We start from the raw sequence: 26,265 nt of genomic DNA, 5'->3' as shown, positions 1-26,265 counted from the left end.
CGTGGTCGGGCTCGGCCGTCGCTCCCCTGACTCTCGCGTTGGCGGCACTGCACCTCGGCGGCGGTCCGCGCGCCCTGGGCCCGGTGCTCGCAGCCCACGCAGTCCCGCGGTTCGGACACCATCGCAGTCGGGCATCGACGCCTATGCCTCGACGGTGACGAAGCAGGTGCCGCTGTTCGAGAAGACGGATCTCGCCGCGGGTCCCCACACGATCAAAATCGTGTGCACCGGGATGAAGAACGCGGCCTCTTCCAACACCGTCTGCGCGCTGGACGCGTTCGCCTCCATCCCCTTCCCCGCCACCAACGCGTTCTACAAGGTCCTCAACAAGAACAGCGGCAAGGCGACCGACGTCGCGGGCGGATCGACTTCCGCCGGGGCGAACATCATCCAGTGGAACGACACCGGAGCGCAGAACCAGCGCTGGCGGTGGGTTGCGGTGGGTGACGGCAGCTACGAGATCGTCAGCCAGAACAGCGGTCTGCTGCTGGACGTCACCAGCGGGTCCACGGCGGACAGCGCGACCATCAGTCAGCAGCCCGACGACAACGGTGCGGACCAGCACTGGACACTGGTCGCCGGCGGAAACGGCTACTACAAGATCAAGAATGTGAACAGCGGCAAGCTGCTCGCGGTGTCCGGCTCGTCGACGACAGCAGGCGCTCAGCTCGTGCAGACGACGGACACGAACGCCGACAGCCAGCTATGGCAGGTGGTGAACGTGGACTGATTCCCTCCGCGCCGCAGGCCGCACACCCCGCTCAACCGCGTCGGTGCGCTGCTGCCGGCGTGGACCGAGGAAAGCAAAGGACCTGAGGGGCGGTGCCGGCGCAACGCGGGCCGGCACCGTCCCTTGCCGCGGTGCCTCGAGGCCGACGCCCAGGTCGTTGACCACGCCCTTCGTTCCCTCGGCGGCGAAGGCTCGGGCATGCCCGCGGCCGAGCCCGCAACCCTCTCCGGTGACTACGACGACACGTCCAGTGCACAGTCCCGTCATGGTGCGCATCCTCAGGAGCTGACGAGCGGTTGGCGGTGGTGCTGGTCACTTGTTGGCTGCCGCGTCCAGGAAGGCGGGCCGCTCGCCTCCGCCGTGGACGAGCAGTCAGGCGCGCCTGACGCAGGAGGCCAGGAAGATGCAGGCGTCGCCAATCTCAGCGGGGTCGGATAGCCGACCGAGCGGGGCGGTTCGGCCGACGGCCGCGATCGCGCCCTCGTCCCCGTAGTGCAGGTGGGGACAGTTCGGTGCGGCGGCGGATCGCCGAGCGGTTGTGCGAGGCGACCCGCCCCGAGGTGTGGGTCGTCGACGATGTGGCGTTTCCCAAGTGCGGCAGGGCGTCGGCCGGGGTCGCCCGCCAGTACTGCGGAGCGGTCGGCAAAGGGGCGAACTGCATGGTCGCAATCAGCGTCCATGCCGCCACGGACACGGCATCGTGTTCGTAGGAGTGGCAGTTGTATCTGCCGGGGCAACGGACGGATGAGCCGGACCGCTGCCGTAGGGCAGGAGTTTCCCAGGGCACAGGCCATCAGGGGAAGTGGCGCCTGGCGCTCGGACTGCTCGACGGGCTCGCCGAGCAGGGACTGAAGGCCCCGGTCGTGTTGCCGATGCCGGCTACGGCGTCAGCACCCCCTTCCGCCTCGGCCTGGAAGGCCGCGGCCTGGCCTACGTGCTGGCACTGACCGGCAAGGAGGTCGCCCACCCGGAGGAGGCCGAGCCGCACCGGCCTGCCTACGGCGGCCTGGGACCGCGTTACCGGACCCCGCCACAGGCCATGGCCTGGCACGCAGCCCGCATCCCCGCGGACACGCTCGCCGAGGTCACCTGGAGGCAGGGCGGCAAGGGGCGGAGGACCTCACGGTTCGCCGTGCTCACCGTGCGCCTGGCGGGCAAGCAGTCCCTGGACGCCGCACAGGAGGCAGGCGGTGGGCACTACCGGTGGGACGGTGTTCTGCCTGCCCGCACCCTGCTGCTGGAGTGGCCTGCCGGGCAGGACGCTCCGACCGGCTACTGGATTTCCGACCTTCCCGCCACCACCCCCGTCGAGGAACTCGCGCGATGGGCGAAGGTGCGCCGGCGGATCGGACACTACTACCGCGAACTCAAAGGCGGTCTCGGCCTCTACCACTTCGAGGGCCGGACCTGGCGCGGCTGGCACCACCACGTCACCCTCGTCACCGCCGCCCAGGCCTTCCTCACCCTGCGGCGACTCGACCCAAAAGCACACACGCCGGCCTGACCCTCTACTTGCGCAGAGGGCCCCTCGGCGTTGTCGAGCATGCGCCGGTTCGCGAGCAGCGACAGCTTCGCCCACTGGCGAAGGGTTCTCTCGGGGGTGGCTGGAGCTGTAGGCCTGTCCCTGCGCGGCGACGCGTGCCGTCTCAAGTTGCTGACCGTGGGCGTCATGGATGAACGTCTGCGGCTGATCGAGCGTCCACGTGCTCACATCGCGGCCTGGTTCTTCTCGATATGCGCCGCTACTCAAGGTCCCCCCTCCTGGTCGTAGGCATACCGAGGCCGATGGCGACCTCTGGGACCGCCTGTCGATCAGGGCCCGCTCATCCTCGGTGTCGGCAAGGCTGACCTTCAGTCCTTCGACCTCGCCGAGCCAGGCCTCACGCTCGGCCTCGGCGATGCGGGCCGGGCCGGACCCTGTCGGGACACGTCCCGACGCGTGCGCCGCGTCTGGCCGGCGCGGTCCTCGGTCGACAGGGGTCAGCGCGTGGGGGTCGAGCGGGACAGTCGGATCGCCGAGACGAGGAAGAAGATCCCGCCGAGCGTGGCATAGCCGGCGAGGGTGGCCAGCGAGGGGTTGTCCTGTGCGGCGCTTCGGATGAAGGTCGCGCCGGCGAGGACGGAGATGCCGCCGCTGAGGATCATGGCCCACTGGCCGCCCATGGATCGGCGCGCGACGCCCACGAGGAGCTGGACGAGGCCGGAGACGACCGCCCACGCGCCCCAGACACGGAGCACGTCGGCGACGCCCGAAGTGCTGGCGACCGCCACCCCGATGGCGGCGAGCACGCTGGCGGCCATGTTGGCGTACAGGCCCTTGACCGGCCCGGCGGCGCGTGCCGACCTGGCGTCGACGACGGCCGCGGCCACGTCGAAGGCGGGGTAGAGGAACAGCAGCAACTTGGCCTCGGCGGTGAGCTCGGAGCCGGACAGCAGCAGGAGCGCGGCCCAAGCGGCGGCGAAGACGAAGCGGATGACGTACAGCCGACGCAGGGCGGGCGCGGCACCAATGGGCTCGGCGGAGGCGGTGGATGCCATGGGGTTCTCCAATGACTGCGGGATAGAGAGAACGCTCTCTCTTCTGTGCAGCCTGGCACGCCTTTCCCGAGGAGACAAGAGAGAGCGTTCTACCCGCTACAATGGGTGACATGGCAAAGACGGAAGCCGGCACAGGCACCGGCCGGCGGGTCTCCGAGGCCCGGGAACGGCTCTTGAGGATCGCCGGGCAGCTCTTCTACGCGGAGGGCATCCACACGGTGGGTGTCGACCGTCTGGTCGCCGAGTCGAAGGTCACCAACGCCACCTTCTACCGCCACTTCCGCAGCAAAGAAGACCTGGCCGTCGCCTACATCGAAGGCGTCGACCAGTCGATCCGCGCCCAGATCGACTCCCTGATGGCCGCGGACGTGCCGACCGACGGCATCCTGCGGGGCATCGGTGTGTCCCTGGTCGAGCAGATCCGCTCGCCCGGCTACCGCGGATGCGCCTTCCTCAACGCGGCAGCGGAATTCCCCGCTCCCGACCACCCGGTCCACCGAGCCGTCGTGCAGCACCGCGCATGGTTTCTGCAGACGATCACCGGACTGTTCGCCGAGATCGCCGCAGCAGAGGCCGAGCACGCCGGGCGGCACTTCGTCATGCTCCGTGACGGTGCGATGAGTGCCGGTTACCTCGGCGACCCCGTCCTGGCCGGCGAGACCTTGCTGCGTGGCATTGTGGGACTGCTGCGGATCCACACCGCCCGAGGGCTCGACGAGCGCGCCGCCTCCGCACCCGGCCAGGCCGCCTCGGCGGCCACGACGGTCTCCGACATCGAGTGCTCGCCGCCCAGCACGTAACCACGGCCGGGGCGGGCGGGGGGTGGTGACGAGTTGGGCCGCGGTGGAGAGGAGTCCCCGGCGCAGGCGGCGGGGCTCCCATGACCCGAATTTCAGCGCTGTTGTCGTCTGGGCCTCGCGCCGGCCCGTGGCACAGCGTCGAGCAGGCGGCGGGGCCTGTGCGCGGCACAGGTCGAGCGCGTGCGGACAGCGCGGGGCGACCACGCACCCCTGCTCGATCGTGTACGCGGCCCTGGGCCGGCCGGGGATCGCCGCCGGCCGGCCCCGCTGCGTGGTGCTGGGCCGGGCGGCCAACAGGGCCGCCGTGTGAGGGTGCAGGGGATGGCCGTGGAGCGTGCACGCCGGACCGGGCTCCGCGAGCGAACCGGCAGACAGCACAGCCAGGTTGTCCGTGACAGCGGTGGCGAGGTCCAGGCCATGGTGATCAGGATCAGGGCCAGACCGCACGCGCGGAGCTGCTGGTCGACGATGGCCAGGACCTCTTCCTGGGTGGTGACGTCGAGCGCGGTGGTGGGTTCGTCCGCGACGATCAGGCGGGGTTCGGCGAGCAGCGCGGCGGCGATCATGACGCGTTGGAGGAGGCCGTGCGCAGGATGTCCCGGCGGAAGACGAGCGCGGGAGGTACGCCGCGGCCCAGCGCGGTCTCCACGTGCTCGCGGGTCTGCTCCTCACGTAGTGCGGTGCGGGTGATCTGGCCGACGTAGGCGCTCCAGCCGACCGCGAGGGCGGCAGCGGGCAGGGTGGCGCCCTCGTCCCGGCCCGGCTGTGGGCGTCACCGGTCATGCGCGGCGGCCCCCGGTGCGGCCGCGAGGACGCGGACGTCCCAGGCACCGAGCGGCACGGGCGTACCGGCCGGCACCACGGAGCCGTCCAGGGCATCGGTCAGGTCCACCGGCGCCTGGGCGGTGGCCGGCTGCCAGTTCCAGTTGTGGACGACGTGGACGCGCCGGCCGTCGGGAGCGGTGCCGGTGGCGACGGTGACCGAGTCCGGCAGGCCCTGCCAGCCGCTGCACGGGGTGGGCGCGAGCCACGCGGCGAGCGTGTGGGCCAGGTCGCGGCCGGGCACGGTACCCACGCACGTGATGCGGCCCGCGCCGTGCCGGCGGCTGGTGACGGCGGGCCAGCGCCCGAAGTGCGGGTGATCGTACTCGGCCAGGATGTCGGCGTCCACGACGGCCAGGCCCTCCACCCAACGGGTGGCCACCGCTCCGCCCGGCAGCCGGAGCGGGCTGCCCGGCGCGGTGCGCAGCGGCAGGTCGGCATGCAGGTTGCTGAACTCGTCGTAGCGGACGCCCGCGGCCCGCACCAGTCGCGCCGGTGTCACCTCGTGGCGGGCCCGCGCCTCATGGTCGCCGTAGCCGGTGCGGGGACCGAGGACGAGGTGGCCGCCCGCCTCCGCGTAGGCGCCGAGCCAGTCGAGCGTCCCGTCGTCCACCACGTACAGCCCGGGAGCGATGAGGACGGGGTGCAACTCGGCCGCCGCCTCCGGTGCCAGACCCGGGCGTTCGCCCCGCGGGTCGTACAACTGACGTGCGTGCAGAATCCGTACCTGGCGGCCCGCCTCGAACGCGCCCCGGTAGAACGGCTCGAAGATGCCCTCGTAGGCACCCGCGTCCGGACCGCCGTCGGGGCGGGCGAGCGGCGGGTGCCTGCGCATCAGCCACATGCTCGGCGCCGAGTACACCATCGCGATGTCCGCGTCCGGCGCGATCCCGGCGACCAGGTCCCCGGCCCGCTCGAACTCGACGCCGAGTCGGGCGAGTTCACGGTACGCGCGCCCGGGTCGTCCGCTGTGCGGGAGGATCCCGCCCCAGTACGTCTCGGCGCCGAAGTGCAAAGTGTGCCAGTGCCAGTACTCGATCATGCGGGCCCCGCGCGCGACCAGCGCCCACGCGGCCTGCCGCCACTGCCCGTCGAAGGCGGGCCGGTTGTCGGACGTGCCGCCGATGGCCTGGGCGTTGGTCTCCGTGATCAGGAACGGCTCCTGGCGCGAGGAGTAGATCCGGTCGGCGCTCTGGTGCAATGCCCACGCGCCGTACGCCATCCACTGCTGCGGCAGCTTCTGGCGCGGCGGCTCGGGCATCGTGAGGCTGTCCTGCATGTCGTAGTACGGATTGCCTGCGGTGATGTCCAGGCTGTCGGTGAGTTCGTCGTCCTCCAGGCCGGGGGACCCGTAGGCGAGACACGTGGTGACGAACTGGCCGGGTCTCGCGTACTCGCGCACGATGCCGGCCTGCCAGGCGATGAACTCGGTGGTCTGACGCACCTGGAACGCCTGCCAGGCCAGGTCGTACTGCGGCTGCGCGTTGCCCTCCGGCTTCCACAGGTCGGCCCAGGTGGACAGCCGGTGCGACCAGTACACCAGCCCCCACTCGCGATTGAGGGTCTCCACATCGCCGTACCGCTGCCGCAGGTCGTCCACGAACCGCTGGAAGACACCGTGGTTGTGCGGCAGCCGCGGGCCCGGCTCGTTGTCGACCTGGAAGCCGATGACCGCGGGGTGATCGGCGTAACGGGCCGCGATGGCGCGGATCACCCGCTCCGCGTGGAAGCGGAAGGCCGGGTGCGTGATGTCGACCTCCTGTCGGGCACCCCACGCGGCGCGGCGCCCGGTGGCGTCCTCGGCGGCGATCTCCGGGTACTGCCGGGCCAGCCACGGCGGCACCGCGTAGGTGGGAGTTCCGAGGACGACGGAGATGCCGCGCTCGCGGGCACCGTCGAGGACGGGCCGCAGCCAGTCGAGTTCGAACCGGCCGTTCTCCGGTTCCCAGGTGGACCAGACCGACTCGCCGACGCGGATGACGGTGAACTTCGCCTCCACCATGAGATCGAGGTCCGTCTTGAGCCGCTCGTACGGCTGGTACTCGTGGTAGTAGGCGGCGCCGAACAGGACGCGCGGGGGCAGATCAGTCATGTGAGGCCCTCAAGGAGACGGATGTGTCCCGGCCGTCGGAATCCGGTCGTGGGTCCCGGCGGCCGGGGCGCTGAGGTGGTGGGTGTCAGAGGTGCGTGCCTCGCGGACTGCGGACGGCTCGGTTTTCCGCATGCCGAGGACGGTCGGGCCCGCGGGCCCCGGCTGTGTGGCCATGACCACGCGCGAGATCACACGCGCCTCGATGCCGTCCCCCGCGAACCCGTGGTGCTGGGGTTCTTCGGCAGACCGGTCACGCAGCCAAGCCGTCCCCCGGGGGTGTGGCTCACCGCGGGGCCCGCGGACGGCAGCAACGACTCTCCGGTGACTCATATGACTCATGGTGGCAGCCCCTACGGTCGTGTCGAAGCGCTTCACCCAGAAAGCCAAGCTAATGAGAATTTTCTGACCAGGCAAGACGCTGTGGACAAGGGAACCGTCCTCGGTTACCAGGTATTGACATCACATCTTGGGAAGTGACCGGCGTCGAAGCGCTTCACCAAACCGACCTCCCTCTTGCACTTCGAGGTGACCCGCCCGTGGGTTCCGCGTTCCTGCCCACCGTCGGCAGGCGGGCGTTGCGCGCGCCCGCACTCCCGTTGGACCAGCGCGGCGACGGCTCGGCCTGACGGTCGCGGCCATGTCCATGTCCACGTCGGCTACGACACGCCTGCGCCGCCGGGGCGGCCGCATGCACGTGACCACCGACAGCCCGCACCTGTGGCAGCTGCGGATCGGGGGCCCGGACGCGACCGGGCACACCCGGCCCGCCGGCACCTCGGAGGCCGACCTGCCGTACCCGGTCTGAACCCGACGGCCGGGACGAAAGCATGCCGCCGCACGGAGCCGGACCCGGCGGCAGAATCTGAATTCTTTCTGAGAATGACGGCAACCCCTCTGCCCGGCGGCGGCCACAAAGGGGAGACACAGGCTCGATCTTCCAGAACGGATGAGCGATGAAGAAGCAGCAGGCCCCACAGCACCGCCGACGCCGGCTTCGGCTCGCAGTGGGTACACCGCTGGCACTGACCGCCGCAGGCGTCATCGCCTACGGCGCCGTCTTCGGGATATTCGGCGACGACAGCAGGCCTCAGGCGTCCGCGGCGCCGGCCCCGGTTCCCGGCAACGCGATGGCGGCCGTGGCCGCGATGCAGCCGGGATGGAACCTGGGCAACAGCCTGGACGCCATCCCCGACGAGACCAGCTGGGGTCAGCCCCGCACGACCAAGGCGCTGCTCGACTCGGTCCGCGCCCAGGGCTTCAAGAGCATCCGAATCCCCGTGACCTGGAGCGACCACGAGGGTGCGGGGCCGAACTACACGATCGACCCGGCGTACCTGAGCCGGGTCAGACAGGTCGTCGACTGGGCGATCGCCGACGGCTTCTACGTGATCATCAACGTCCATCACGACTCCTGGCAGTGGACCAGCAAGATGTCCACCGATCACGACCAGGTCCTGGCCCGCTTCAACACGACCTGGACCCAGATCGCCACCGCGTTCCGGAACGAGCCTTCCCAGCTGCTCTTCGAGAGCGTCAACGAGCCCAAGTTCGACAACGCCGACACCTCCCGCTCGGCCCAGCTGCTCAACGAGCTGAACACGTCCTTCCACAAGGTCGTGCGCGCGTCGGGAGGCGGCAACACCAAGCGCCTGCTCATGCTGCCCACCGAGGTCTGCACCCCCGACCAGCGGCTGATGGACAACCTGGCCACCACGATCAAGTCGCTGCACGACTCCCGGCTGATCGCCACCGTGCACTACTACGGCTACTTCCCGTTCAGCGTGAACGTCGCCGGCGCCACCCGCTTCGACGCGCAGGCCCAGGCAGACCTGAACAAGACGTTCAAGCGGATGCACGACACCTTCGTCGCGAAGGGCATCCCCGTCGTCCTCGGCGAGTACGGCCTGCTCAGCTACGACAGCGGTCCCGGCGCCGTGGAGCGCGGCGAGATGTTGAAGTACTTCGAGGCGCTCGGCCACGCCGCCCGCAGTAACAAGGTCACCACCGAGCTGTGGGACAACGGCGCCTTCTACGACCGCGGCAAGCGTCGGTGGAAGGATGCGGGGCTCTTCCGCCAGATCAGGTCGAGTTGGACGACGCGCTCGGCAACCGCCTCCTCGGACGACGTCTTCGTACCGAAGTCCGGTGCCGTCAAGGACCGTACGCTCACGCTGAACCTGAACGGAACCACGTTCAAGGCTCTCAAGCAGGGCACCACCAAGCTGGTCGGCGGCAGGGACTACACCCTCTCCGGCAACCGGCTCACCCTGAAGGCTCCCGCGCTCACGCGGCTCGTCGGCAACCGTTCCTACGGGGTCAGGGCGACGCTCCAGGCCGAGTTCTCTCAGGGAGTCCCCTGGCGGATCCGGGTGATCTCCCAGGACGCCCCGGTACAGTCGAGCACGACCGGCACGACCGGTTCGTTCAGTATCCCCACGCAGTTCCGGGGTGATCTGCTGGCGACGATGGAGGCCCAGTACGCCGACGGCGGGAGCGCGGGCCAGACCAACTGGAGCCCGTACCAGCAGTTCAACACCGCCTTCGCGCCGGACTACGCCAAGAACATCATCCGGCTCACTCCCGCCTTCCTCGACGCGGTCAAGGACAACGCACCGGTGAAGCTCACCTTCCATTTCTGGAGCGGCGCCACCATGACGTACCACGTGGCCAAGTCGGGAAGCACGGTGAGCGGTACGGCGTCCTGAGGTGGGGCGGTGTCCGCCCGGAGAGACTCCCCCGGGCGGACACCGCCCTCCGGAGATCGCCGGTCGCACGGGCCGGCCCGGTTTCAGCCCTCCGGCAAGAGGGGAAGTGTGCCGCCGTCGGCCTCCGGGTGCGTTCGGGCGGTCAGCAGGTGGAGTTGGTCTGGGTGAGCAGGCCCATCCGCCAGGGCAGCGCGTTGTAGTCGCCGCCGGCGTTCGGGTCCACGCCCTGGTAGACGTACTGCATCCGGCAGGGGTCGATGGGGAGGGTCTGGTCGTTGCCGGCACGGACCATCTCGCCGTGGCTGATGTCCTGGGTCCAGGCACCGCCCGGGAAGGTGACGTTGCTGCGGCCGGCGAAGGGTTCGTCCCACGTGTGGGCGAGGGGGCTCCAGCCGCCGGTGAGGCTGGTCGAGGTGAAGGAACGGAAGTAACGCCGGCCTGTGGAGTTGCCGATGGCCTCCTGAATGAGCAAGTACTGGTTGCTGCCGGCGACCTTGTACACGTTGGTCGCCTCGAACAGGTTGTTCTTGGAGTCCGACATCACTATCTGCGTGTTCCCGAAACCGTTCGGGAAGTTCGCCAGGCTGGTCTCCGCACGGTAGATGTGACCGTTGTCGTCACTGAAGAACAGGTGGCAGTTTGCCGTGTCGCAGATGACCCAGAAGTCGATCCAGGTGCCGTTGCCCTTGTTCTGGGTGACGATCGGCGGCTCCTGGGCGATGAAGGTGCGCGGCGCGGACCACGACTTCGGGTCGGCGGGGTCGGTGCTGGTGGAGTAGGTGGGCGCAGGGGTCTGGTAGACCATGTACCACAGGTTCTGCGGCGCGAAGTAGAACACCTGGGGCGCGGCCCGGTAGCCCGGTCCCATCGGCGACGCGTCCAGGTACGCGTGTGGTGCCGACGCGGCCTGTGACCAGTCACTGAAGCTGAACTGCTCCAGACCGTAACCGAAGTTCGGGCCCACGGCCGAGGCGTAGACCACCCACTGGCCGTTGTTGCGGATCACCGAGAAGTCCTTGATGGCCACGGTGCTGTGCTGTGCGTCCGGCTTCGGGCCGGCCAGAACGCCGCTGGAGGACCACCGGAAGGTCGAGGGCAGTGCGCCGCCGCTGCCGGAGCCGACGCGGACCAGTTGCCACTGCTGGTTGGCCCCGCCCCAGTCGGTGAACTGCACGACCTTGGCACCGTCCGCGGTGGAGGCGTTGTCGACCTCGACGGCCTTGCCGCTGTTGCGGTTGATCAGACGGACGTAACCGTCCGACGAGTCGGCCAGCCGGAACTGCTGGTTGGTGCCGTCGAGGTCGCTCCACTGCGCGATGTCCGCGTGATCGGCCGTGGAGTAGTTGAGCACGTCGAGCACCTTGCCGGAATGCTGCGCCTTCAACCGGTAGTAGCCGCCACCCGAGTCGACGAACTGGAACTGCTGGTTGGCACCGTCGGTGCGGGGCCACTGCGTCAGGCTCGCCCCGTCGGCAGTGCTCGCATTCGCCACGTCGAGCACCTTGCCACTGCCCCGGTTGACCAGCACATATGACGCGTTCGTGTCCACGGTGGCCGCCTGCGCCGTCCCGGCGGTGCCCAAGGCGGTCAGAAACGTTGCCATCAGGGCGGTCACCGCAGCGAGCACGGCCGTTCGCCTCCCGCGTCGCCACCACGGGACCACCCTGCATGCCGTACGCATGCCCGTCATCTGTCTCTCCTTCACCGAGCGCGGCGACCTCGCCGCTGTGGGGGGACGTGCCCCGGGCGGGGCCGGGGCGCGCTGTTGCAGGAATCGTCGGTGGGCGTTGCCGGCCGGCTCAGGCCGCGGGCCGCTGGAACTGCTGGTTGGCGCCGGTACCGCAGGGCCACTGGATGAGGCGGGCGCCGTCGGCGGTGGACCGGTTGAGGACGTCCAGGCACTTGCCGCTGTGCCGGGCGACCAGGTTGTAGTACGGGCCGCCGCCCACTCCGGTGACCGTGCCGGCGGCCGTGTCGATGGCGACCTGGGGGTACCACGGCAGGTTCATGGTGGTCCTGGTCGGGAAGGTCAGCGGCAGCCACACGTACGGGGAGTCGTTGACGGTTCCGCCCATGGAGTTGCCCCAGCGGTCGGCCATGTAGAGGTAGGAGGTGCCCGAGGTTCCCTGCACCGGCAGCACGAACGTCGTCTGGGAGCCGTAGGCGGTGGCGTCGCCGATCTCGGTCATGGCGGTCCAGGGGCCGGCCAGGCCTGGTGGCGGTGGCGTACCTCTGCTGGTTGGCATTCCAGCCGCTGGTGCCGGACGTGAGCATGAAGTAGACGCCGTCACGCTTGAACAGCGCGGGTGATTCGCGGTAGTTGTTCGGCCACGGGTTGGCGACCAGACTGTCGCAGCCCGTGTAGTCGGCGGTGAGCTTGTAGATGTGCAGGTCGGCGTTGCCGGCCGCGGAAGTGACCTGGTACGCCGTTCCGTCGCCGTCCTTGAACAGGGTCATGTCCCGGGACGTCGTACCGGACGGCGGGCGGAAGCTGCCCCGCCAGGCGTAGTCACCGTCGACAAGTACGCGCCCACCTTGATCACCCCGCCGCCGTGGGCGTGCACCACGGCACCCGTGGTGTCGGTGAACTGCGTCCCGTTGGTCACGGTGACCGGGGCCGCCTGGGCCGGCGCACCGACGGCGAGCAGCGTGAACAGGCCGAGGACAAGGACGAGAAACGAGGGGAACACACGTCTGAGCATCGGCACTCCGCTCCGAGCGACAAGCTTCCTGTTGTTGAAATCTGTTCGGATCCGTCGCAGGACGGTAGGCACTAGGCATGCCCTCGTCAACGGTTACCGCCAGGTAAATACATCCCATGTCAAACATCGACCAAACGGGAGCCCCCGTCACGGCATCGGCACTTTCGAGGCATTCGCGTCGTACCTCTGGACAGCGAGCATCACCAGACCCGCTAATACATCCTATGTTCTCGGGTGGTGCGGCCCCATGCGGTCCACCGCAGGGGGCCCTGCCTGTGCTTGCTCCCCCGCACGCCGCACCACAGTCCGTTCGGTTCTGCGAACAGTCAGGAGAGATCCTTGTCCGAACCGATCAGTCGCCGCAGAGTGCTGACCGGCATGGCCGCCATGACGGTTGTCACAGCCCTCTCGCCGACGTCGGCGACCGCCGCCGAGGCTGCCGCTTCCCCACAGCCTCTGCCCCTGCTCCCGCTGCGGGTCCCCCAACCGGACCTGGGCATCGAGCAGCAGCCCGACGAGAAGATCCAGTGGCTGCAGGACGCCAAGCTCGGCATGTTCATCCATTGGGGCGTCTACTCCGGCCCGGCCCGGGGCGAGTGGTTCATGGAGAACGCCGCCATCACCCCGGAGAACTACCGGAAGTACGTCACTGACGCCACCGGCGAGCAGTTCACCGCCGTCGCGTACAACCCTCTCGACTGGGCGCAGCTGGCCAAGGACATGGGCGCCCGGTACACGGTGCTCACGGCCCGCCACCACGAAGGGTTCGCGCTGTGGCCGTCCACGCACCCGAACGCCTGGCACAGCGGACAGGCGCCCCTGCAGCGTGACTTCATCAGCCAGTACGTCACCGCCGTGCGCGACGCGGGCTTGCGGGTGGGTCTGTACTATTCGCCGTTGAGCTGGCGCTACCCCGGCTATTACGACGTCCGCGGCACCAACTGCCTGCCCAACAACTGGGGTTACGTCACCGATCCCGCGCACAAGGAGAACGCGCGGATCATGAAGAACGAGGTCTACCAACAGGTCAAGGAACTGGTCACCCAGTACGGCAAGATCGACGACCTGTGGTGGGACGGCGGCTGGCTCGGCCAGCAGGGCACCGACGCGGACGCCGCCTTCTTCTGGGAGCCCGGCAAGTTCCGCGACCCGGCCAATGAGTGGCCGGTGGACTCCGCCTACAGCGAGACCGACTCCGTGACCGGCAAGCCGTTGGGGCTGACCGGCCTGGCGCGCAAGCACCAGCCCGACATCGTCACCACTCTGCGCTCCGGCTGGATCGGGGATTTCACCAGCGAGGAAGGCGGTTCCGTGCCGAGCGGCGCGATGCGCACCGGCAGGCTGGCGGAGAAGTGCTTCACCATCGGCGGCGCCTGGGGCTACACGGCGGGCGCGCCCGTGATGAGCTTCAGCGACATCATGAACATCCTGGTCAACTCCTGGGTTCGCAACATGACCGTCCTCCTCAACGTCGGCCCCGACCGCACCGGCGTGGTCCCCGCCGACCAGGCCGCAGCGGTGCGCAGGGTCGGCGCCTTCCTGTCCACCTGCGGCCAGGCCGTCTACGGCACGCGCGGCGGGCCGTGGGAACCGGTGGACGGCCAGTACGGCTTCACGCACAAGGACGACACCTTCCACGTCCACCTGCTGCCCGGCTACAGCGGCACCTCCTTCACCACCCCGTCCACCGGAGACGCCAAGGTCACCCGCGTCTTCGAAGTCGCCACAGGGACCGACCTGCCGTACACCGTCGGCTCGGACGGCAAGGTGACGATCACCGGAATCAACCGCACCCGCATCCCCGAGGACAGCGTCGTCGGGGTCACGCTGGACCGCTCCGTGCAGCCGGCCGACATCGCCGTCGGCAAGACGGCCACGGCCGGCAGCGAGGAGACCTCCAAGGGCAACACCGCGGACAAGGCCGTCGACGGCTCCACCGCGACCCGCTGGTGCGCGAGTGACGGCGACACGGGGCAGTGGCTGAAGGTGGACCTGGGGTCGGCGAGGTCGCTGACCGGAACCCGCATCGCCTGGGAGTCTCCGGCCACGAACTACCGCTACAGAATCGAGGGTTCCACCGACAACGCCAACTGGACCACCCTGGCCGACCTGACCGCCACCACCGGCACCAGTCAGGTGCAGGTCTCCGTCTTCCGCGCTCGGGCGCGGTACGTGCGGGTGACCGTCACCGGGCTGCCCTCGGGTGTCTGGGCGTCGATCCGCAACCTGGAGGTCTACGACCGGCCCTTCAGCGCGGACATCGGCACCGTCCGGCTGGTGAACCGCAACAGCGGCAAGGTACTGGACGTCAGCGACGCCTCGACCGCCGACGGGGGCGCCGTCATCCAGTGGCCGTGGAACGGCGGCACCAACCAGCAGTGGAAGCTGCTGCCCAACACCGACGGCTCCTACCGGCTGTCGAACATCCGCAGCGGCAAGGTCCTGGAAAGCCCGGGCGACTCAGCCCAGGGCGACGGACTGGACCAGTGGACCGACGACGGCGGCGACAACCAGTCGTGGAAACTGGTGCCCTCCCAGAGCAGCGGCTACCACCAACTCGTCAACGTCCGCACCGGCTGGTGCGCCGACGTCAAGGACGCCGCCACCACGGACGGAGCTTCGGTCATCCAGTGGCCCGCCACCGGCGGCTCCAACCAGGACTGGCAGATCCTCGCGCTGTGACGACGCCGGGCGGAGGCCGTGCCGCGCGCCGGCACGCTCCCTCGGGATGTTGCCGGTCTGATCCCGGAGAGACCGAGGTCGGCGAACAAGCATCAGAAGCTGTGCTGTCGAGACCAAGTGGCGGAGGAGGACACTGCATGAGGATGTCTTGGGCTCGAACCCTGATCGCGCGTGCCACGGCCGCGCTCGGGGTGACGGCGGCAGGTGTGACCGCTGTCTCCGCCGCCTCGACCACACCCCTGCGGGTCATGCCGTTGGGTGACTCCATCACCTGGGGTGTGGGAAGCAGCACGGGCAACGGCTACCGGGGGCCGTTGTGGGACAGGCTCGCCGCCGACGGCCATCGGCTCGACTTCGTCGGCACGTTGCGGGGCGGTTCGATGTCCGACCCCGACAACGAAGGCCACTCCGGATACCGCATCGACCAGATCGCCGCACTCGCCGACGCCTCGCTGACCCGCTACCGGCCCGACGTCGTGACACTGCATATCGGTACCAACGACCTCAACGGGAACCACCAGCCCGCCACCGCCGGCGACCGGCTGAGGTCGCTGGTCGACCAGATCACCGCCGCCGTGCCTGACGCGACCGTCCTCGTGGCCTCCCTGGTCGTGTCCACCAGCGGCTCCGAGGAGCAGTACCGTGCCGCGTACAACCAGGCCGTCCACCAGATCGTGAGCGATGCACAGGCCGCGGGCGAGCACGTCGCGTACGTGGACATGAGCTGCCTGATCACGGCCGACCTGACCGATACCCTGCATCCCAACGACGCGGGCTACCAGAAGATGGCCGACGCCTTCCACCGGGGCATCCAGGCGGCGGACCGCGCCGGATGGCTGAGGAACCCGGCCCCCGCCGCCGCACGCGTGCGGTCCGGAATCTCCGGCCGGTGCCTGGACGTTCCTGGTTTCTCCACGACCGACGGCACGCAGCTCAACGGCAGCGGCTCCAACCAGAAGTGGACCACTCCGGCCGCCGGATGACCCCTGCTCGACGTCACCCGCCCGAGTGCAGATGCTCCTTCAACCACTGCTCGGTGTTGCTCACGTGCAGCAGTGCCGCGGCCTGGCTGAGGGTGGCGTCACGGGTGGACAGAGCGTTGAAGATGGCCTCGTGCTCGGCGAGGGTGCGGCCGGCGGCCTTGTCGTCGACCAGCCCGCGCCAGATGCGGGCGCGCAGGGTGCGGCCGGATATCCCTTCCAGGAGGGTGAGGAGGGTCTCGTTACCCGTGGCCGAGACGACGGCGCGGTGAAAGGCGGTGTCGTGGGCGTTGAGCCGTTCGACGTCGTCGCTGGCCTCGCGCATGGCGTCCAGGTGCCGCTTCACCTCGGCCAGCTGCTCATCGGAGATCCGCGTGGCGGCAAGGGCCGTGGCCATGGGTTCGAGGAGCCGCCGTACCTCCATGAGGTCCTGCAGGGCGACCGAGTCGCCCTGCAGCAGCTCCACCGCGCCACCGAGCCCCTCCAGGAGCAGGCTCGGCTGCAGGCTGGTCACGTACGTGCCGTCGCCCCGCCGGACCTCCAGGACCCGCGCGACGGCCAGCGCCTTGACCGCTTCACGGGCGAGGTTGCGGGACAGGCCCAGCTGTGCGGCCAGGTCCGGCTCCGGTGGGAGCTTCGAGCCCGGCGGCAGGGAACCGGTTCTGATCAGCTCACGGAGCTGTTCGATGGCCTTGTCCGTCAGAGTCATCGCACACCCCTGCCCCGGCCGTGCTCCGTGAGCACGGCCAACCTGATCAGCCCCTGAGCTCGGAGATCGTCCCAGAGACCGTCGGGGACGTGCCGATCACGTAGTTGCACGTTTCGTACGACCTGTTCGGGATTCCGGATGCCGAGAGTGATGTTGATGATACTGGGACGTGCTCTTGGCGTACCGGGCGACGGGCGCCGTTCATTGCCTCACGCGGGCTGATCCCCCGCGATGAGCACTGCGGCCTCGGCGAGCGTGGCCATGGAGACATCTCCGGGCGTGGTCGCCGCCTTCGCCGCGTCAACGTTGGCGGGCGCGATGGCGGCGGTGTCCTGCGGGGCCATCACGAGGCCCTTTACGCCCTGGCTGATGAACGTCTGTGCGTTGGCGGTGAGTTCGGCGACGTCGTTCTGCGAGTGGCTCGTCTTCATGTCCAGGCCCAGCACCTTGGCGTACTGGGGTGTGCACTCGCTGTACGAGTTCCAGAAGTCGGTGTCGGAGCGCGGGTGGTCGACGCCGACCAACGGTGTGGTGCTTCCTCGCGCCGGTCCCGTGGCGGGAGCCGATGCGCCTCGACGACATCTGCGTATCGCCGCGCAAGAGAGACGGGATGTCCATAGGCATCTCCCTGGCACACTGTCCGCCCTCGCGGTCGAACGAACATCGAAATGCCGGCCCGCACACCACCGGTGGCAACGGGTGACTCCGGCCGATGACCCGAATCGCCCATGGGTCCCTGACAGACATTCCATGTTTGAGTGACACCAAATCACCTCAAACACATATCAAGTCCAGCTAAACGCCGTACTGTTCGACGCCATTCATCCCTGCACACCGGTTGACAGCCGAGGGAGACATGACAGACCTTCGTCCCTAACGAGCGGCGCCCTGCAATCCCCTGTCTCCTTCTGCACCAGGGATGTCTCCATGTCGAGTTCGATCAACAGACGCCACTTCCTGGCCGGTGCAACCTGCGTCGCCGCCGCGGCCGTTGCCGGAGGTGTTTCCGGTGCCGGGTTCGCCCAGGCGGCGCCCGGCACGTACACGCCCGACTGGAACTCGGTCGACCGGCACCCGCCGGCCCCGGAGTGGTTCCAGGACGCGAAGTTCGGGATCTACTTCCACTGGGGCGTCTTCAGCGTCCCCGCCTACGACAACGAGTGGTACCCGCGGAGCATGTACCAGGCGGGCAGCAACGCCAACCAGCACCACATCGCGACCTACGGCCGGCCATCGGCATGGCCGTACCACAACTTCATCAACGGGGCGCAGGACCTGGCGGGCGACTTCGTACGGTTCGCGCCGAAGCTGAAGTCGGCGGGCGGGAAGTTCGACCCCGACGAGTGGGTGCAGCTGTTCGTCGACGCCGGCGCCAGGTTCGCCGGCCCGGTCGCCGAGCACCACGACGGCTTCTCCATGTGGGACAGCCAGGTCAACGAGTGGAACTCGGTGCAGAAGGGCCCGGGGCTGGATCTCCTGCGGCTCTTCTCCACGGCCATCCGTGCCAAGGGCCTCAAGCTGCTGGTGGCCATGCATCACGCGTACCACTTCAACGGCTTCTACGAGTTCGTCCCCGCCCAGACGGACCCCAGCCTCAAGAAGCTCTACGGGCAGCTGGGCTCGACCGCCGAGAACCAGCTCTGGTACGACAAGCTCAAGGAGGTCATCGACCGCGCCCAGCCCGACATCCTGTGGCAGGACTTCAAGCTGGACGCGGTCGACGAGACGCAGCGCCTGAACTTCCTGGCGTACTACTACAACCAGGCGGTCGGCTGGGGCCGTGAGGTCGTCGCCACGTACAAGGACGGCCTGAACGGCAAGGGCGAGGTCTTCGACTACGAGCGCGGCGGTCCGGGGGACCTGACCTCCCCGTACTGGCTGACCGACGACAGCATCTCCAGCAGCAGCTGGTGCTACACCCAGGGCATCGGCTACTACACCGTCCAGCAGATGCTGCACTCGTTCCTGGACCGGGTCAGCAAGAACGGCAACATGCTGCTGAACATCGCGCCGATGGCCGACGGCACCATACCCCAGGCGCAGAAGGACGTCCTGCTCGGCATCGGGGACCATCTGAAACGCTTCGGCGAGTCGGTGTACTCGACCCGCGCCTGGACGGCGTACGGCGAGGGCCCGACGAAGATGGGCGGTGGCGCCTTCACCACCCCGCACGCCGGCACGCCGCAGGACATCCGCTTCACCCGCGACAAGGCGGGCACCGTCCTGTACGCCACCGTCCTGGGCTGGCCCGGCAGCTCACTGACGATCAAGACTCTGAGCTCGGACCGGATCAACCTGTCGTCGCTGACTTCGGTGAAGCTCCTCGGCACCACCGCCGGCACCTACCTCGACCTGCTCACGCCGACCCAGAACTCCTCCGGGCTCACGGTCACCCTGCCGTCCTCGGCGCCGTACAGCGCCAACGCCTACGTCCTGAAGCTCACCTTCTCCGGGACGATCCCGGGCCTGCTGCCGCTCGCCGGCGCCCTCGCCTCCACGGACGTCGACTACAGCGGCGCCTCGGCCGTACTCGCCGTCGGTGACCACACGACGGCCGACCTCACCTCGGCCGGGCTGGGCGCGGGCAGCATCTCCTCCCTCCGGCCGGCCCCCGGCTACCAGGTGATCGGCTACTCCGGGGACGACTTCAGCGGCACCTCCTGGACGTTCACCGCCGAGAACCCCGATCTGCGGGTCACCGGCAACAACGACCAGATCGCCTCCCTGCGGGTCCAGTTCAACCCGGCGACCTACTTCCGGCTCACCAACGTCACCAACGGGCTCGCCCTGGACAGCGGCGGCGGCGTGGCCTCCGGGTCCAACCTCAAGCAGTGGACCTGGAACGGCAGCTCCAACCTGGAGTGGCAGGCGGAGGCGGTCGGCGACGGCTACTACCGGCTGGTCAACCGCACCAACGGGATGGTCGCCGACGGCTGGGGCGCCACCTCCGACGGCTCTCCGGCCCGGCAGGCTCCCTGGAACGGCGGTACCAACCAGCAGTGGAAGATCACTTCCCGGGGCGGCGACGCCTACTCGATCGCCAACCGCACCACCGGCCTGGTCCTCGACGGCGGCGGCAACGTCGACTCGGGCTCCGTCGCCAAGCAGTGGACGTACGGCAGCAGCACCAATCTGCTGTGGTCCTTCACAGCCCACCGGCCTGGGCCCGCCTGAAGCCTCCAGCGCGACGCCGACGGCACCTTCCGCCTCGTCGCCCGCCACAGCGGCACGTCATCGACAGTCCCGGGGGCTCCGGACAGGGTGCCCGCCTCATCCAATGGCCTGTCGGTGACGGAACCAACCGGCGGAGGCGGCTGGTCGCCCTGTGACCGTAGCCGCTCCGCGGTCGGCCCAGCGAGCTGCCCGCCGTTGTCCTGGAGCCGCGACGTGCCGGTACGGGTCACGGCGGAGCGGTCGTGGCGACCGACCGCGCCACGTGCCACACCGCCGCCGGGCGGGCCGGCGCCCCTCCTTGGCGACGACCCGAAAGAAGTTCGGCAACCTGAGCCGCTCCCACTCTGTCTGACGCGTCCGGGGTTCCCGACGTCTCGGAGACATGGACCTCTCCCCCCTGCTCCGCACGGACGGTCACGCAGCGAACTCAAGCACGATTGTCGAAGCGCATCGACAATGCCATTCACGGTGTAGAGGCTCTTGTTTCGCACGAAACTTCTCCGTTACCTTCGCTTGTCAGGTGAAGCGCTTCGACAATCGGGAATGAGCCGCCACCGCGAGTCGTCGTCTGAACCGCGGAAGCCTCGCGGCCGGCGGACGAACCGCGCCGGATCCAAACCGTCCTGACGTTCTGTCACAGAGAAGCCTCCTGACGGCACGCGGCATCACCGAGCGCCTGGGGGCCGCGCTTTCGGCGTTCCGAGCGGGGGCTCCGTGGCCCTGAGCGGGCACTGACCGGAAAGGAGCACCATGACCACCGAACAGGGAACAACCCTCCGCTGGGGGCACGAGACCCTCCGGCTGGAGATCGCCCGCGACGACAACGGCACCCCCCGTCTGACGCATCTCGGACTGCCCGACGAGGGAGGCAACGGCGCCGGTGAGCTCCTGCCCCTGGTGGAGGTGACGGCCACGGGTCACGGTCGTGTCTGGTCGGGCACCCGCCTCGTCGGCACCGAACTCGGCGAGCGGCTGCGCCACCGGGCCCACCACGTGACCCGCGACGGCGACTGGCACACCCTGACCGTCCACCTCCACGACCCCGAAACCGGACTGGCCGCGGAGGTGACCTACCGGTCGCCAGACGGTGTGCCGGTGCTCCGCAGCGAGGTGACCCTGCGCAACGAGGGGCAGGCCACGCTGCACCTGGAGTCGGTGAGCTCGCTCGTGGTGGGCCGCCTCACCGCCAACAGCCCGGCGGCCGTCGACGCCGTGGACGTGCTGTCGGCGGACAACGACTGGCTCTCCGAATGCCGCTGGCGGCGACGGCCGTTGCGCCTGACCTCACCCGCCCACCCCGGACGCGTGAGCGACGTCAACGGCAGATCCGGCTTCGCGCTGAGCGGACAGGGCACCTGGTCCAGCTGCGGCCACCTGCCCATGGGCGGCCTGACGGACCGCCGTTCCGGCCGCACCTGGGTGTGGCAGATCGAGCACAACGGCGGGGGCTGGCGCTGGGAGAGCGGCGAGCGCGGCAAGGCGGCCTATGCGGCGCTGTTCGGACCCACCGACACCCACCACGGCTGGCGGCACGCCCTGGAGCCCGGAGCCGCCTTCACCACCGTGCCCGTCGCCCTCTCCTTCAGCGCCGACGGCGGCCTCGACGCCGCCTTCGCCGCGCTGACCCGCTACCGCCGTGCGATCCGCCGTCCGCACACCGACCACCAGCACCTGCCCGTCGTCTTCAACGACTACATGAACTGCCTGATGGGCGACCCCAGCACCGAGCAACTGCTGCCGCTGATCGATGCGGCGGCCGACGCGGGCGCGGAGTACTTCGTGATCGACGCCGGCTGGTACGACGGCGACAACGGCGGCTGGTGGGACTCCGTCGGCGCCTGGGAGCCCGCCGCCTCCAGGTTCCCCGGCCCGCGCGGGATCCACGAGGTGCTGGACCGCATCCGGGAACGCGGCATGGTTCCCGGCCTGTGGCTGGAGCCGGAAGTGATCGGCGTCCACAGCCCCGTGGCCAGGTCCCTGCCCGACGAGGCGTTCTTCCGTCGTGACGGCGTCCGCGTCACGGAGACCGGGCGGCACCACCTCGACCTGCGCCACCCGGCCGCCCGTGTCCACCTGGACGAGGTCGTGGACCGGCTGGTCGGCGGGTGGGGCGTCGGCTACCTCAAGCTCGACCACAACATCGACCCCGGCTCCGGCACCAGCGCCCACCCCGGCGAGACCCCGGGCGCCGGCCTGCTCGGCCACAACCGGGCGCACCTCGCCTGGCTCGACAGCGTCCTGGACCGCCATCCGCACCTGGTACTGGAGAACTGCTCCTCCGGCGGTATGCGCTGGGACCACGCACTGCTGTCCCGGGTTCAGCTGCAGTCCACCAGCGACCAGCAGGACCTACGGCTCTACGCGCCCATCGCGGCCTCCGCGCCGACCGCCGCCACTCCCGAACAGGGTGCCGTCTGGGCGTACCCCCAGCCGGAGGACTCCCTCGACGAGGTGGCCTTCACCATGGCCAACGCGCTTCTCGGCCGGATCCATCTGTCCGGACGCATTCCCGAACTCGAACCGGCGGCCCGCGCCCTGGTCCACGAAGCGGTGGCGGCGTACAAGGCCATCCGCGCCGACCTGCCACAGGCGGTACCGTCCTGGCCGCTCGGCCTTCCCTCCTGGGACGACACCTGGATCGCCCTGGCCCTGCGCACCCCCGCCACCACCTACCTCACCGCCTGGCGCCGCCCCGGAGCCGCCACCACGGCCACGCTCCGCCTGCCCCACCTGCGAGGCACCGCCGCCCGTATCGGCCTGCTCTATCCGTCGGCCGGCCGGGCCGATCCCGCCTGGGCACCCGACACGGCCGAGCTGAGCCTGACCCTGCCCACCGCACCGTCCGCCGTCCTGCTGCGCATCACTCCCGCGACGCCCGACGCCCCCTGACCCACCCCACCCACGATTTCACGAGAGGACCCCACCGGGTGCCCCACCGACATCAGGCGAACGGCACGTTCGCCAACCCCGTGATCCCCGGCTTCCACCCCGACCCCAGCATCTGCCAGGTGGGCGACGACTACTACCTCGCCTGCTCCAGCTTCGAGTACTTCCCCGGCGTACCCCTCTTCCACAGCCGTGACCTGGTGCACTGGCAACAGATCGGCAACGTCCTGGACCGGCCCGAACAGTTGCGTCTGCCGGCCTCCATGCCGTCCTCGGGCGGCATCTACGCGCCCACCCTGCGCCATCACGACGGACGCTTCTGGCTGATCGTCACCAACTGCAGCGAGGGCGGCGGCAACCTGATCGTGACGGCGACCGACCCGGCCGGACCGTGGTCGGATCCGATCCCGGCACCAGGCGTGCCCGGTATCGATCCCGACCTGGCCTGGGACGAGGACGGCACCTGCTGGTGCACTGTCGCCGGGGTGTCGCAGGTCCGTCTCGACCCGTCCACCGGACAGACGCTCGGCACACCGCACCGGCTCTGGTCCGGCGGCCTCGGCGCGAAGGCTCCGGAGGCGCCGCACCTGTACCGGATCGGCGGCTACTGGTACCTGCTCATCGCCGAGGGCGGCACCGAGCGCGGCCACGGCGTGTCGATCGCCCGCGGCCGTACACCCGACGGGCCGTTCGAGCCGTGCCCGGCCAACCCGATCCTCACCCACCGCGGCACCGACCACCCCGTGCAGAACACCGGCCACGCGGACCTGGTCCAGGGCCCCGACGGCTCGTGGTGGATGGTTCTGCTCGGGGTACGGCCGCGTGGCGGCACGCCCGGCTGGCACGTGCTCGGCCGGGAGACCTTCCTGGCACCCGTGACCTGGGAGGAGGGCTGGCCGGTCGTCGGCGAGATCACCCTGGACCTGTCCGGGATCCCCTGGCCGGTCTCCCCCGCCCCCGCCCAGGAACGGCGCGACGACTTCGAACTCGGTGAACTCGGGCCGGCCTGGATCTCCGTGCGGGACCGCCCCGCCGAGCTCTGCACCACCGAAGAGCGCCCTGGATGGCTCACGCTCCGCGCGCGGGGCGGCTCCCTGGACGAGCCCGACGTGGTGTTCACCGGCCGTCGCCAGCAGCACCTGTCCTGCCGGGCACGCACCCTGGCCGACCCGGGACAGGGGCGCGGCGGCCTCGCCGTACGGCTGGACGAGCGGCACCACTACGCGATCGAGGCGTGCGGCACGGAGGTGCGGGTGATCGCGCGCGTCGGCTCCCTGCGCACGGTCGTGGCCTCCCGGTCCGTGCCCGCCGGGCCCGTGGTCCTCGCCGTCACCGTCGCCGCCCCGCCGGCACCGCACGGTCCCTGCACCGGACCCGACGTCGTCTCTCTCGGCGTCGAAGCCCCGGACGGAACGTACACCGAGCTCGCGGCCCTCGACGGTCGCTACCTGTCGACGGAGGTGGCAGGCGGCTTCACCGGCCGGGTCATCGGCATGTACGCCACGGAAGGCGCCGTCCACTTCGACTGGTTCGACTACGAGTCCCTCGACGGCTGAGCCCGGGGGACGTCTCGGCGCACCTCACCCCGTCGCGCACCAACGCATGCCCCGCCGAAAGGCACGACCGAAGCACACGACCCGACGAAGGGAAAGTATATGAAGGACATTCGGCAAGCCGCGGGCCACCGCCGCCGCGGCCCCGGACGCCTGGCCGGTCTGCTGATGGTGCTGCTCGTCATCGTGGGACTGTCCGCCGGCACGGGTTTCGCGGCGCCGGACGCCACGGCGAAGCCGGCACCGTCGACGGTCAGGGTTCCGTCCCGGGCCATGGACGCGGTCGCCGCGATGCAGCCCAGCTGGAACCTGGGCAACACCCTGGACGCGATCCCGGACGAGACGTCCTGGGGCAACCCCAAGGTCACCAAGAACCTGTTCGACACCCTCAGCGCGCAGGGCTACCGCAGCGTCCGCATCCCGGTGACCTGGTCCGGCCACCAGTCCGCGACCGCGCCCTACGCCATCGACGCCACCTTCATGAGCCGCGTCAGGCAGGTGGTCGACTGGGCGCAGGCCGACGGTCTGTACGTCGTGCTCAACGTCCATCACGACTCGTGGCAGTGGATCTCGAAGATGCCCACCGACCACGACAACGTACTCGCCCGCTTCGACGCCACGTGGCGCCAGATCTCCTCGGCGTTCCGCGACGAGCCGCGCACCCTGCTCTTCGAGAGCGTCAACGAACCGAGCTTCGACAATGCCACGGACGCGCAGAAGACCCAGCTCCTGGACGAGCTGAACACCTCCTTCCACAAGGTCGTCCGCTCCTCGGGCGGCGGGAACGCGAACCGCCTCCTCGTCCTGCCCACGGTGGGCTGCACGCCCTCCCAGAACTTCATGGACTCCCTGTCCGCCACGATCGGCGCGCTGCACGACCGCAATCTGGTCGCCACCGTGCACTACTACAGCTGGTACCCGTTCAGCGTGAACATCGCGGGGGGCACCCTGTACGACGCCGCCGCCCAGAAGGACCTGACCGACGCCTTCGCCCGGATGCACGACACGTTCGTCGCCAGGAACATCCCGGTCTACCTCGGCGAGTACGGTCTGCTCAGCTGGCCGGACCACAACCACCCCGACCGGGTGGAGCGCGGTGAGGCGCTGAAGTACTTCGAGCACGTCGGCTACGCGGCGCGCGTCGCCGGTGTCACCACCGCCCTGTGGGACCCCGGGACCTTCGCCTTCCTGAACCGCGAGACGCTGAAGTGGACCGACCCCGCCCTGTTCGCCTGGATCAGGTCGAGCTGGACCACTCGCTCGGGAACCGCCTCGTTCGACAGGGTCTTCGTGCCGAAGTCCAGCCCGGTCACGGCCCAGACGCTCACGCTGAACCTCAACGGCACCCACTTCCGCGGTCTGTGGCAGGGCAGCAGCCGGCTTGTCCGGGGACGGGACTACACCGTCATCGACAACCGGCTCACCCTCACGGCGCGCGCACTGACCCGGCTGACCGGCGACCGCCGGTACGGGGTCGACGCGACGCTCCGGGCCCGGTTCTCCCGCGGGCTGCCCTGGACGATCGACGTGATCACGTCCGACACCCCGGTGCTGTCGAACGCCACGGGTACGACCGGCTCGTTCAGCCTTCCCACCCAGTACCGGGGTGACGTACTGGCGACCATGGAGGCCAAGTACGCCGACGGCACCAACGCCGGCCAGGCCGACTGGACGTCGTACCAGGAGTTCAACGCGGCCTTCTCACCGGACTACGCGGGCGGCACGATCATTCTGACTCCCGACTTCCTGAACGCGCTGCACGACGGCGCACCGGTCACGCTGACGTTCCACTTCTACAGCGGCGCCACCGCCACCTACCACGTCACCAGGTCCGGGGGCTCGGTCACCGGCACGACGTCCTGACCGACCGGCCCGCTCGCCCTGGTTGCCCC

General features: G+C 69.6%; 15 protein-coding genes and 5 pseudogenes. 11 read left to right on the top strand and 9 right to left on the bottom strand.

The annotated features are described in order from the left end of the window. Positions 1–154 precede the first annotated feature (154 nt). A complete protein-coding gene (locus tag ABT137_RS37460) occupies positions 155–730 on the top strand; it encodes an RICIN domain-containing protein (RefSeq protein ID WP_351715756.1) in 576 nt (191 codons plus the stop codon). Positions 731–1,105: 375 nt separating this feature from the next. Here ABT137_RS37460 and ABT137_RS37455 read toward each other — a convergent pair. Beyond that, positions 1,106–1,231, bottom strand: a pseudogene (locus tag ABT137_RS37455) (SDR family oxidoreductase); the annotation flags it as partial. Here ABT137_RS37455 and ABT137_RS37450 point away from each other — a divergent pair. After that, positions 1,219–2,234, top strand: a pseudogene (locus tag ABT137_RS37450) (IS701 family transposase); the annotation flags it as partial. The pseudogenes ABT137_RS37455 and ABT137_RS37450 overlap by 13 nt on opposite strands. Positions 2,235–2,710: 476 nt before the next feature. On the opposite strand, the gene ABT137_RS37445 reads toward ABT137_RS37450, so the two are convergent. Continuing rightward, the gene (locus tag ABT137_RS37445) at positions 2,711–3,268 is read right to left on the bottom strand and encodes a hypothetical protein (protein ID WP_351715754.1); all 558 of its coding nucleotides are present in this window, start codon (positions 3,266–3,268) and stop codon (positions 2,711–2,713) included. A gap of 101 nt (positions 3,269–3,369) precedes the next feature. Between ABT137_RS37445 and ABT137_RS37440 the strand changes: the two genes are divergently transcribed. Continuing rightward, positions 3,370–4,068, top strand: a complete 699-nt coding sequence (locus ABT137_RS37440) for a TetR/AcrR family transcriptional regulator (RefSeq protein ID WP_351715752.1) — start codon at positions 3,370–3,372, stop codon at positions 4,066–4,068. Between the two features lie 153 nt (positions 4,069–4,221). Here ABT137_RS37440 and ABT137_RS37435 read toward each other — a convergent pair. Both ABT137_RS37435 and ABT137_RS37430 read right to left on the bottom strand, forming a co-directional pair. Further along, a pseudogene (locus ABT137_RS37435) lies at positions 4,222–4,851 on the bottom strand (oligopeptide/dipeptide ABC transporter ATP-binding protein); the annotation flags it as partial. Next, complete coding sequence (locus ABT137_RS37430) at positions 4,841–6,982, bottom strand: beta-galactosidase (RefSeq protein ID WP_351715750.1); 2,142 nt, start codon at positions 6,980–6,982, stop codon at positions 4,841–4,843. The gene ABT137_RS37430 and the pseudogene ABT137_RS37435, both read right to left, overlap by 11 nt. A 637-nt stretch (positions 6,983–7,619) precedes the next feature. Between ABT137_RS37430 and ABT137_RS37425 the strand changes: the two genes are divergently transcribed. Both ABT137_RS37425 and ABT137_RS37420 read left to right on the top strand, forming a co-directional pair. Beyond that, entirely contained in the window at positions 7,620–7,787 is a 168-nt protein-coding gene (locus ABT137_RS37425) for a hypothetical protein (protein WP_351715748.1), read from the top strand. Positions 7,788–7,935: 148 nt separating this feature from the next. After that, a complete protein-coding gene (locus ABT137_RS37420) occupies positions 7,936–9,687 on the top strand; it encodes a cellulase family glycosylhydrolase (RefSeq protein ID WP_351715747.1) in 1,752 nt (583 codons plus the stop codon). Between the two features lie 142 nt (positions 9,688–9,829). Here the strand turns inward: ABT137_RS37420 and ABT137_RS37415 are convergent, their stop codons facing one another. The 3 genes from ABT137_RS37415 to ABT137_RS51110 all read right to left on the bottom strand — a co-directional run bounded on the left by ABT137_RS37415 (position 9,830) and on the right by ABT137_RS51110 (position 12,389). Beyond that, positions 9,830–11,290 carry a non-reducing end alpha-L-arabinofuranosidase family hydrolase gene (locus tag ABT137_RS37415; RefSeq protein WP_351715745.1) on the bottom strand — a complete coding sequence of 487 codons (1,461 nt, stop codon included), beginning with the start codon at positions 11,288–11,290 and terminating at the stop codon, positions 9,830–9,832. A gap of 196 nt (positions 11,291–11,486) precedes the next feature. Beyond that, positions 11,487–11,876, bottom strand: coding sequence for an RICIN domain-containing protein (locus ABT137_RS51115; protein WP_502984637.1), 390 nt, complete (start codon positions 11,874–11,876; stop codon positions 11,487–11,489). A 264-nt stretch (positions 11,877–12,140) separates the two neighbouring features. After that, positions 12,141–12,389, bottom strand: a complete 249-nt coding sequence (locus tag ABT137_RS51110) for a hypothetical protein (protein ID WP_502984636.1) — start codon at positions 12,387–12,389, stop codon at positions 12,141–12,143. Positions 12,390–12,728: 339 nt separating this feature from the next. Between ABT137_RS51110 and ABT137_RS37405 the strand changes: the two genes are divergently transcribed. Both ABT137_RS37405 and ABT137_RS37400 read left to right on the top strand, forming a co-directional pair. Further along, positions 12,729–15,071, top strand: coding sequence for an alpha-L-fucosidase (locus tag ABT137_RS37405; RefSeq protein ID WP_351715743.1), 2,343 nt, complete (start codon positions 12,729–12,731; stop codon positions 15,069–15,071). Between the two features lie 137 nt (positions 15,072–15,208). Then, positions 15,209–16,051, top strand: a pseudogene (locus ABT137_RS37400) (SGNH/GDSL hydrolase family protein); the annotation flags it as partial. Between the two features lie 16 nt (positions 16,052–16,067). On the opposite strand, the gene ABT137_RS37395 reads toward ABT137_RS37400, so the two are convergent. Both ABT137_RS37395 and ABT137_RS37385 read right to left on the bottom strand, forming a co-directional pair. Then, positions 16,068–16,760 (bottom strand): FadR/GntR family transcriptional regulator, encoded by a 693-nt coding sequence (locus ABT137_RS37395; RefSeq protein WP_351715742.1) that lies wholly within the window; start codon positions 16,758–16,760, stop codon positions 16,068–16,070. Between the two features lie 290 nt (positions 16,761–17,050). After that, a pseudogene (locus tag ABT137_RS37385) lies at positions 17,051–17,350 on the bottom strand (sugar ABC transporter substrate-binding protein); the annotation flags it as partial. 337 nt (positions 17,351–17,687) lie between these two features. On the opposite strand from ABT137_RS37385, the gene ABT137_RS37380 reads away from it, so the two are divergent. The 4 genes from ABT137_RS37380 (at position 17,688) to ABT137_RS37365 (ending at position 26,236) form a co-directional block, all read left to right on the top strand. After that, on the top strand, positions 17,688–19,934 hold the full coding sequence (locus tag ABT137_RS37380; protein WP_351715741.1) for an alpha-L-fucosidase: 2,247 nt from the start codon (positions 17,688–17,690) through the stop codon (positions 19,932–19,934). A 750-nt stretch (positions 19,935–20,684) separates the two neighbouring features. Continuing rightward, a complete protein-coding gene (locus ABT137_RS37375; RefSeq protein ID WP_351715739.1) occupies positions 20,685–22,823 on the top strand; it encodes an alpha-galactosidase in 2,139 nt (712 codons plus the stop codon). A 38-nt stretch (positions 22,824–22,861) separates the two neighbouring features. Then, a complete protein-coding gene (locus tag ABT137_RS37370; RefSeq protein WP_351715738.1) occupies positions 22,862–24,376 on the top strand; it encodes a glycoside hydrolase family 43 protein in 1,515 nt (504 codons plus the stop codon). Positions 24,377–24,475: 99 nt separating this feature from the next. Then, on the top strand, positions 24,476–26,236 hold the full coding sequence (locus tag ABT137_RS37365; RefSeq protein ID WP_351715737.1) for a cellulase family glycosylhydrolase: 1,761 nt from the start codon (positions 24,476–24,478) through the stop codon (positions 26,234–26,236). Positions 26,237–26,265: the final 29 nt, after the last annotated feature.

Source organism: Streptomyces sp. NPDC001980 (assembly GCF_040296885.1).
In the GTDB taxonomy this organism is placed as follows: domain Bacteria; phylum Actinomycetota; class Actinomycetes; order Streptomycetales; family Streptomycetaceae; genus Streptomyces.
The sequence above is the reverse complement of the archived record's forward strand: the minus strand, read 5'-3'. Positions and strand labels throughout refer to the sequence as shown.